The sequence below is a fragment of the Nocardioides sp. genome (assembly GCF_024509035.1).
GTDB lineage: Bacteria > Actinomycetota > Actinomycetes > Propionibacteriales > Nocardioidaceae > Nocardioides.
The window spans coordinates 1-8,420 of the sequence record NZ_JANINT010000097.1; the positions used below are offsets into that span (position 1 = coordinate 1).

An 8,420-nucleotide genomic window follows, 5' to 3' on the forward strand; every position below is an offset into this window, starting at 1 on the left:
GATGCCGCGTCCGGCACATGCACAGTGGCCACCGAGTTAGGGTAGCCTCACCTACTCTCGATGCCCAGGGCGGGCCCTCGGCGCGAGATCAGATGATGCGGTGCATCCAGCCGAAGGTGTCCTCGGCGCGGCCGTACTGGATGTCGACCAGTGCCTGGCGGATCCGCATGGTGAGGTCCGTGCTCGCCGGCGCCGGCACCTCGCCGCCGTCCCACTTCAGCGCGCCGACCGGGGTGACGACGGCGGCGGTGCCGCACGCGAAGACCTCGGTGATGCGCCCGCTGGTGACGCCCTCGCGCCACTCGTCGATGGAGAACTTGCGCTCGACGACCTGGTGGCCGAGCTTGCCGGCGAGCTCGATGATGCTGGAGCGGGTGATGCCCTCGAGGATCGTGCCGATCTCGGGGGTGACGATCGTGCCGTCGTCGTGGACGAAGTACATGTTCATGCCGCCGAGCTCCTCGACGTACCGGCCCTCCTGGGCGTCGAGGAACACGACCTGGTCGCAGCCGTTGGCGGTGGCCTCCTGCTGGGCGACCAGCGAGCTGGCGTAGTTGCCGCCGGTCTTGGCGGCGCCCATGCCACCGCGGCCGGCACGGGTGTACTCCTCGGTGAGCCAGAGCGTGACCGGCTTGATGCCGCCCTTGAAGTAGGCGCCGGCGGGGCTGGCGATGACCATGAACGTGACGTGCTGGGCCGGGCGCACCCCGAGGAACGCCTCGGAGGCGAACATGAACGGTCGCAGGTAGAGGCTCTTCTCCCCCGCCCCGGGCTCGGTGCTGTCGGGCACCCAGCGCTGGTCCGCGACCACCAGCGCGTCGACCGCCTGGACGAAGTCGTCGACCTCGAGGACCGGGAGCGCGAGCCGGTGGCTCGAGCGCATCATCCGCGCGGCGTTCTCCTCGGGCCGGAAGGACCAGATCGACCCGTCCTCGTGCCGGTAGGCCTTCATGCCCTCGAAGATCTCCTGCGCGTAGTGCAGGACGGCCGTCGCGGGGTCGAGCGTCAGCGGACCGTAGGGCTCGATGCGCGCGCCGTGCCAGCCGGCGTCGGGCGTCCACTCGACCGTGAACATGTGGTCGGTGAAGTGCAGGCCGAAGCCGGGGTTGGCGAGGATCTCGGCGAGGCGGTCGTCGGAGACGGCGGCGGTCGAGGCGGTGGTGCTGATCTCCATGGGTGACAACTTAGTAGGCCTTCCAGGTAAATGAGACCGGCCGGGCACACCACGGTGTGCCCGGCCGTCGGTGTCGGTCGACGAAGGGCGCTAGCGCGCTACTCGCGCGGCGATCGCGTCGCCGACCTCGGCGGTACGCCGGGAGGTGCCCGGCTCGCGCGCGGCGAGGTCGGCGATGACGGCCGTCTCGATGGCGGCGGCGGCGTCGGGGTGCCCGAGGTGGTCGAGCAGCAGGGACGCCGAGAGGATCGCGGCGGTGGGGTCGGCCTTCTGCTGGCCGGCGATGTCGGGCGCGGAGCCGTGGACGGGCTCGAACATCGACGGCGCGGTCCGGTCGGGGTTGACGTTGCCGGAGGCCGCCAGGCCGATGCCGCCGGTGATCGCGGCGGCGAGGTCGGTGATGATGTCGCCGAACAGGTTGTCGGTGACGATCACGTCGAAGCGCGCGGGGTCGGTGGTCATGAAGATCATCGCGGCGTCGATGTGCATGTAGTCGACGGTGACGTCCGGGAACTCCTGCGCCACCTGCTGGCTCAGCCGCCACCACAGGGAGCCGGCGTTGACCAGGACGTTGGTCTTGTGGACCAGGGTGAGCTTCCGGCGCGGTCGGCGCTGGGCGCGGGCGAAGGCGTCGCGCACCACGCGCTCCACACCGAAGGCGGTGTTGACCGAGACCTCGGTGGCGATCTCGTGCGGCGTACCGACACGCAGGGCGCCACCGTTGCCCGTGTAGGGGCCTTCGGTGCCCTCGCGGACCACGACGAAGTCGACCTCTCCGGGGTTCGCCAGAGGGGACGCGGCACCCGGGAAGATCCGGGACGGGCGCAGGTTGACGTAGTGGTCGAGCTCGAAGCGCAGCCGCAGCAGCAGCCCGCGCTCGAGGATGCCCGGCGGCAGGTTCGGGTCGTTGGGCTTGCCCCCGACGGCGCCGAGCAGGATGGCGTCGTGCTCGCGGATCTCGGCGAGCACGGAGTCGGGCAGCACCTCGCCGGTCGCGAGGTAGCGCTCCGCGCCCAGGTCGTAGCGCGTCTGCTCGAACTTCACTCCGTCCGGGGATGCGACCTCGAGGACCTTGAGGGCCTCGGCCGTCACCTCGGGTCCGATCCCGTCGCCGGGGATGACGGCGAGTCGCAGGGAGCCGGACGAGACAGGAGTGGTTGCGGTGGTCATGCGTCGAAGGCTAGTTGTCGTCGGGACGCTGGCCGCCGTTGTCCCGCAGGTCGAGCGAGGCCTGCAGGGCAGCGCTGACGTTCTCGTAGCTGCGCGGGTTGTCGGGGTGGTGGCTCGCGGGTCCCCAGTCGGGATACATGTCGTACATCGGTCTGCTTCTCTCTCGTGTCTCTCGGGTGTGGGTGTGGGTGTGCCGTACGGCTCCCGATACACCTGAGACGAAGATGGCCCGGCGCGGGATACGCGCTCGACTCGTGGATCACACGAGAGAGGGAGAAACCATCAGGATGCGGATCGCGCCTTGCTGCTGGCGGCGGGTCTCGCGCGGGGACATCTTCGACTCAGATGCACCGAGAGACCGTCAACGCCGAACACCGCGGCGAGGTGGCCTCTCTTAAGAAGCCTCGCCGCGGCAGTCAATAAGTACGAAGACGTTCCGCATGGTGCGACCACCGTACGACAGGTCCGCGACGCCGGCCACGACATTCCACAGACTGTTCGCGATGCGAGACGGATGTCCCGCGATGAGAGACTCGCCCCATGAGCGCCCCGCCCGACCTGCCCGACGTCGTGTCCCGCGCGTTCGCCGTCTCCCGCAAGGCGGGATACGTGTCGTTCTGCCGCAACGAGACCGGCCGCCTGCTGGCGGCGCTCGCCGCCACCCGGGAGGGCGTGATGGCCGAGTTCGGCACCGGCTGCGGCGTCGGCACCGCCTGGCTGCGCTCCGGCGTCCGCGGCGACGCGCGCATCCTCACCGCGGAGCTGGACGCCAAGCTCGCCGACGCCGCCGCGGAGATCTTCGTCGACGACCCGCAGGTCGAGGTGCTCTCGGCCGACTGGTCGACGCTGCTCGACAAGGGGCCGTTCTCGCTGCTCTTCCTCGACTCCGGCGAGCCCACCGAGGTCGGCGTCGACTCGATCGCCGACCTCGTCGAGGAGGGCGGCATCGTCGTGCTCGACGACTTCACGCCCTGCGAGGTCTGGCCGCCGATCGCCTACGGACGTGTCGACACCCTGCGCGAGCAGTGGCTCACCGACGAACGCTTCACCGCCGTGGAGGTGATGGTCGCCCCCGACGCGTCCGCGCTGATCGCCACCAAGCGCTGAGCCTCACACCCCAGCCGTCGCCGTACGCACCAGGTCGGCCACCCGCTCGGCGACCTGGTCGTTCCACGCGGTCAGTGCGAAGACCGTCGGCCACAGGTCGCCGTCGTCGAGGTGTGCAGCGCCCTCGAAGCCGAGCGTGCAGTAGCGCTCCTTGAACTTGCCGGCGTTCTTGAAGAACAGCACGACCTTGCCCTCGGCATTGGCGTAGGCCGGCATGCCGTACCAGGTCTTGGGCTCCAGCCGCGGGGCGTGCTCGGTGACCGTGACGTGCACGCGCTCGGCGAGCGCGCGGTCCTCGGGCGCCATCTTCTCGATCGACTCGAGGAGCTGCTCGAGCCCGTCGGCCTTCTTCTGCCCCTTCTTGCCCTCGGCACGCAGCTCCGCCGCGCGGGCCTTCATCGCGGCGCGCTCGGCCTCGGTGAAGCCGTCGTTGCCCGTGGTCTGCGTCGTGGTCATGGTTCCTCCTGGGAAGCTCGTGCCGGCGCGTTGCCGGCACGAAGGAACCTAGTTCGGCTCGACGACGGGTGCTTCTCGATTCCTGACCGATCGAGCGCCGGGCCGAGGCGCCGGGGCCTGGACGTCGACGGTGAACGCCGGCAACCACAGCTGGGTGAGCGGACCGATCGCGAGCGCATAGAGCACCGTGCCGAGGCCGAGGGTGCCGCCGAGCAGCAGGCCGATCACGACGACGGCGACCTCGAGACCCGTGCGTACCAGCCGCAGCGAGCGGCCGGTACGCCGGGCCAGGCCGGTCATCAGCCCGTCGCGCGGCCCCCGGCCGAGCTGGGCGCCGATGTAGAGCGCGCTGGCCAGGCCGCAGAGCAGCACGCCTCCGACCATCAGCGCGATGCGCAGCGGCATCCCGTCCGCCCGGTCGAGCACGGCCAGGGTCGCGTCGGCGGAGAACCCGACGACCAACGCGTTGGAGACCGTGCCGATCCCGGGGGTCTCGCGCAGCGGGATCCAGGCGATGAGCACCACGAAGCTCATGACGACCACAGCCTGGCCGATCGTGAGCGGCACGTGGCGGATCAAGCCGGAGTGGAGCACGTCCCACGGCGCGAGGCCGAGGTGACCGCGGTACATCATGGCCAGCGAGACGCCGTACAGCACGAGGCCCACGTAGAGCTGGGGCAGGCGGCGCACGAGGCGGCCGGCGCGCAGCTGGGCGATCGGGCCGAGGTCGGTCAGCCCGGGCCGGGCGGTGGCAGTGGCGGGCGCGGTCAGGGTCACCGGACCATTCTGCGAACGATTGGACTTCTCAGAAATAGCCAATCGTGGAACAGTGGCCTGCATGACGAGGTCCGTGACGGCCACCCGCATAGCCACCCTGGTCGGCGACTTCGACCGCTCGCCGGCGTACGCCGGCCTCGCCCGCGCGCTCACCCTGTTGATCGGCGACGGCCGGATCGTCTACGACACGCGGCTGCCCAGCGAGCGCGAGCTCACCGACGCCCTGGGTGTCTCGCGGACCACGGTGACCCGCGCCTACGCGGCCCTGCGCGAGACCGGGTACGCCGTGGCCAAGCGCGGCGCCGGCACGTTCACGCGGGTGCCCGGAGGCCGGGCCCGGGCGCACGACCGGGCCCTGCTCCCCCGCGCCGGTGGCGACGACGTCGTCGACTTCAACTGCGCGGCGCCGCCCGCGCCGGTCGGCCTGGCGGAGGCGTACGCCGAGGCCGCGGCCGAGCTGCCGGCGTACCTCGGCGGTCACGGGTACTTCCCCGTCGGCCTGCCCGAGCTGCAGCGCGCGATCGCCGCGACCTACGAGGCACGCGGCCTGCCGACCGACCCCGACCAGATCATGGTGACCTCGGGGGCGCTGGCCGCCGCGTCGATCGTGGCCCAGGCGTTCACGCGGAGCGGCGATCGCCTGCTGGTGGAGTCCCCCGTCTACCCCAACGCGACCGACGCGCTGCGGCACGCCGGCGCCCGGCTGACACCGGTGCCGGTCGACCCCGAGGGGTGGGACCTCGACGCGGTCGCCGCCACGATCCGCCAGAGCGCGCCCCGGCTGGCCTACCTGATCCCCGACTTCCAGAACCCCACCGGCCACCTCATGTCCGACGCCCAGCGCGAGGAGTACGCCGGACACCTGCGCCGCGCCCACACCACGCCGATCGTCGACGAGGCCCACCAGGCGCTCGCGCTCGACGGGCAGGAGATGCCGCGGCCGTTCGCGTCGTACGCGCCCGAGACGATCACGCTCGGCAGCGCCAGCAAGGCGTTCTGGGGCGGCCTGCGACTGGGGTGGATCCGCGCTCCGTACGCGCAGATGGAACGGCTCACCCGAGCGCGGGTCTCCCTCGACCTCGGCGCCCCGGTGATGGAGCAGCTCGTGCTCGTCCGGCTGCTCGCGGCGGTCGACGAGATCCTCCCGGCCCACCGCGAGGAGCAGCGCACCCAGCGCGACATCCTCGCCGCCGCGGTCCGCGAGCACCTGCCGGAGTGGACCTTCCGGCTGCCGTCCGGCGGCCTCGCCCTGTGGTGCCGGCTGCCGGAGCCGCTGGGCTCCGCGCTGGCGGCCGAGGCCGAGCGCCACGGCGTGGCGATCGTCCCGGGGCCCGTGTTCGCCGCCGAGGGCGGGCTCGACTCGTTCGTCCGCATCCCGTGGGGTCGCCGGCCCGACGAGCTCGTCGAAGGCGTCCGCCGGATCGCCGCCGCGTGGGCGGTGGTGCGGGACCGGCCGGCTCCCTCCCCCGGCACCTCACAGCGGGTGATGGTGGCCTGAGGGTCAGGAGTAGCGGTGGTTCTTCGCCGCGTGGCCCTGCTCGCGGGTGCAGGTGCGTCCGTTCATCGACCGGTGCCCGCACAGCGCCTCCGCGGTCGCGGCCGGAGCGGCCGGGTCGAGGTCGCGCGTGCTCGGCGTGACGGGACGGACCGCCCGTCTGGCCGGTGTCGAGGCGGTGGCCGATCCCGCCGTCCGCTCAAGGTATCGGGCCTCGCGCATCGCCCGCAGCGCCGCTTCCTTGCTCATCGTGTACTCACCCGACGGACTCTAGGCGGCAGCACCGACAGGCGCTCCGAGGCGCGCGCGACGATCGTGGGTGTACCGCGCCACTCCAGGGGAAGGTGGGAGAGATGAGCCGGTTCCCACGGGTCACGTCCGGCGCCGTACGTCGACCGCAGAGCGAGCGGCTGCGCCGGCGTCGACGGTGGTACTTCGCCCTGATGGGCGTGTGCGTGGCGCTGATCGTGCTCGCGTGGAACCTGGTCCGCCTGTGGTCGACGACCGCGGCGGTGGCCATGTCGGTGGTCGCGGCCGTGCTCCCACCGATCGCCGTGATCGTCGCCAACTGGGGCGAGGACCGCTGACCTCGGGCTGAGCGGCCGCGGGTCAGTCGCGCGACCAGATGAAGGGCGTCGTCGTCGTGACGGCGACCAGGCCGCTGCGCTCGAGGATCGGGCGCGACATCTCCGTGCAGTCGCTGTGCAGGTAGCGGGCCCCAGTCGTCAGGGCGGCGCGGGCCCGGGCGGCGACCAGCGCCCGGTAGATGCCGCGACCTCGCCACGCCGGCAGCGTGGCACCGCCCCAGAGGCCGGCGAACTCCGTGCCCGGCACGACCTCCGTGCGTCCCGCGCAGACCACGGCGCCGCCCGCGTCCTCCGCGACCCAGAGACCGTGCAGGTCCGGCGCGGCTCTCAGCAGGTCGGCGAGCTCGGCGGCGTCCGGACCGGCAGGGCGACCGAAGGCCTCGGCCTGCATCTGCAGTGCCCTCGCCACGTCGTCCTCCAGGTCACGCCCCACGCCCGCTCGGCGTACGACGATGCCCGCAGGCAGCTCGACCTCTTGGTCGAGCAGCTCGGCCCGCCCGATCATCACGGTCTCGCGCTCCTCGGCCTGCAGCCCGTGGGCGACCAGGCGGTCGGGCAGGTCGGCGGGCAGGTCGTGCCCGCGGGTCTTCCACTCGAAGGTCGCCGCTGTGGTCTCGTCGCGGAACCAGGCCACCGTCTCGGCGATGAGCACGTCGATCTCGTCGTCGGCCAGGCCGCTCAGGTCGCGGTAGGAGACGAATCCCCCGTCACCGAAGACCCCCCGCACCAGCGGACCGTGGTGGTGCCAGCTGCGGGCGTTGGCCATCTCCGCCTCGAGCCGCAGCTGGGAGTCGTAGGCCTCGAGCAGCTCGGTCCGCAGCGTCACGACCGGAGGCTAGCGGGCGTGCCGTCGCGCGGCGACCGGGTTTCGCCCGGACGGAGTCGGCCGTTCGGCGATCATCGGGACCTTTGGCCCGACCGGGCACGGCCCGCCGGGGCTACGTTGCCCATGGACAGTGCCGTCGCTCGGGGGTGAACGCCATGTCGATCCAGCTCGATGATGCCGCCACCAGGTCACGTCTGGCCTTGTGGGTGTGCGTTGCCGGAGTCGCCGGCATCGCCGTCATCTCGACGGTGCTCCTCTGGCAGTCCAACGATGCGGACCGTCCCGAGATGGCTCGCCTGGTGTTCGCCTCGGTGCTTCCGCTGCTCGGGACCTGGATCGGCACCATCCTGGCGTTCTACTTCGCCAAGGAGAACCTGCAGGCCGCGAGCACGACCACCCTCGAGACGCTGAAGGCCGCCGGCACGTTCACCGACGAGACGAAGGCGAGCGACGTCATGACCCAGCTCGCCAGGATCAGCCCGGTCCGTCACGTGCCGGACCGGGCGGCCGCCGAGGCCCTGGTCCTGCGAGACCTGTACGTCGCCATGCGGGCCTCGCGGAACGCCCGGGTGCCGGTCCTCACGAACGACGGTGTCGCGCTCCTGGTCGTCCATGAGCCCGATGTGGACAAGTACGCGCAGCTCCAGGGCAAGCCGGCCTCCGACCTGGCCGACTCCGACACGCTGCACGAGCTCCGCGCGACGCCCGAGCTCGCCCGCGCGGTCGACACCTTCGTGGCGGTGGGAGAGGCCGCCTCCGTCGGCGATGCCAGGACCGCGATGCGGGGCGAGCCGGGGTGCAAGGACGTGTTCGTCACCAGCAACGGCA

11 protein-coding genes are annotated in these 8,420 nt (G+C 71.8%); 4 read left to right on the forward strand and 7 right to left on the reverse strand.

What is annotated here, in order from left to right; translation table 11 throughout:
* Window positions 1-88: 88 nt before the first annotated feature.
* From Q0L15_RS08215 to Q0L15_RS08225, 3 genes are all read right to left on the reverse strand, one after another.
* Window positions 89-1,174, reverse strand: a complete 1,086-nt coding sequence (locus Q0L15_RS08215) for a branched-chain amino acid aminotransferase (RefSeq protein WP_296603543.1) — start codon at window positions 1,172-1,174, stop codon at window positions 89-91.
* A 90-nt stretch (window positions 1,175-1,264) separates the two neighbouring features.
* Window positions 1,265-2,344 (reverse strand): 3-isopropylmalate dehydrogenase, encoded by a 1,080-nt coding sequence (locus Q0L15_RS08220; protein WP_296603544.1) that lies wholly within the window; start codon window positions 2,342-2,344, stop codon window positions 1,265-1,267.
* 10 nt (window positions 2,345-2,354) lie between these two features.
* Window positions 2,355-2,492 (reverse strand): hypothetical protein, encoded by a 138-nt coding sequence (locus Q0L15_RS08225; protein ID WP_284536672.1) that lies wholly within the window; start codon window positions 2,490-2,492, stop codon window positions 2,355-2,357.
* Between the two features lie 392 nt (window positions 2,493-2,884).
* On the opposite strand from Q0L15_RS08225, the gene Q0L15_RS08230 reads away from it, so the two are divergent.
* A complete protein-coding gene (locus Q0L15_RS08230) occupies window positions 2,885-3,451 on the forward strand; it encodes a class I SAM-dependent methyltransferase (RefSeq protein WP_296603545.1) in 567 nt (188 codons plus the stop codon).
* Between the two features lie 3 nt (window positions 3,452-3,454).
* On the opposite strand, the gene Q0L15_RS08235 is transcribed toward Q0L15_RS08230, so the two are convergent.
* Together Q0L15_RS08235 and Q0L15_RS08240 are read right to left on the reverse strand one after the other, a co-directional pair.
* Window positions 3,455-3,907: an iron chaperone gene (locus tag Q0L15_RS08235; RefSeq protein ID WP_296603547.1), complete on the reverse strand. Its 453-nt coding sequence runs from the start codon at window positions 3,905-3,907 to the stop codon at window positions 3,455-3,457.
* Between the two features lie 48 nt (window positions 3,908-3,955).
* Window positions 3,956-4,684 (reverse strand): hypothetical protein, encoded by a 729-nt coding sequence (locus Q0L15_RS08240; protein ID WP_296603549.1) that lies wholly within the window; start codon window positions 4,682-4,684, stop codon window positions 3,956-3,958.
* Between the two features lie 61 nt (window positions 4,685-4,745).
* Between Q0L15_RS08240 and Q0L15_RS08245 the strand changes: the two genes are divergently transcribed.
* Complete coding sequence (locus Q0L15_RS08245) at window positions 4,746-6,182, forward strand: PLP-dependent aminotransferase family protein (RefSeq protein WP_296603550.1); 1,437 nt, start codon at window positions 4,746-4,748, stop codon at window positions 6,180-6,182.
* A gap of 3 nt (window positions 6,183-6,185) precedes the next feature.
* On the opposite strand, the gene Q0L15_RS08250 is transcribed toward Q0L15_RS08245, so the two are convergent.
* A complete protein-coding gene (locus tag Q0L15_RS08250) occupies window positions 6,186-6,428 on the reverse strand; it encodes a hypothetical protein (RefSeq protein WP_296603551.1) in 243 nt (80 codons plus the stop codon).
* Window positions 6,429-6,532: 104 nt separating this feature from the next.
* On the opposite strand from Q0L15_RS08250, the gene Q0L15_RS08255 reads away from it, so the two are divergent.
* Window positions 6,533-6,766 carry a DUF3099 domain-containing protein gene (locus Q0L15_RS08255; RefSeq protein ID WP_296603553.1) on the forward strand — a complete coding sequence of 78 codons (234 nt, stop codon included), beginning with the start codon at window positions 6,533-6,535 and terminating at the stop codon, window positions 6,764-6,766.
* Between the two features lie 22 nt (window positions 6,767-6,788).
* On the opposite strand, the gene Q0L15_RS08260 is transcribed toward Q0L15_RS08255, so the two are convergent.
* Window positions 6,789-7,592, reverse strand: a complete 804-nt coding sequence (locus Q0L15_RS08260; protein WP_296603554.1) for a GNAT family N-acetyltransferase — start codon at window positions 7,590-7,592, stop codon at window positions 6,789-6,791.
* Between the two features lie 287 nt (window positions 7,593-7,879).
* Here Q0L15_RS08260 and Q0L15_RS08265 point away from each other — a divergent pair.
* A partial coding sequence (locus Q0L15_RS08265; protein ID WP_296603556.1) for a hypothetical protein occupies window positions 7,880-8,420 on the forward strand: 541 nt, incomplete at its 3' end.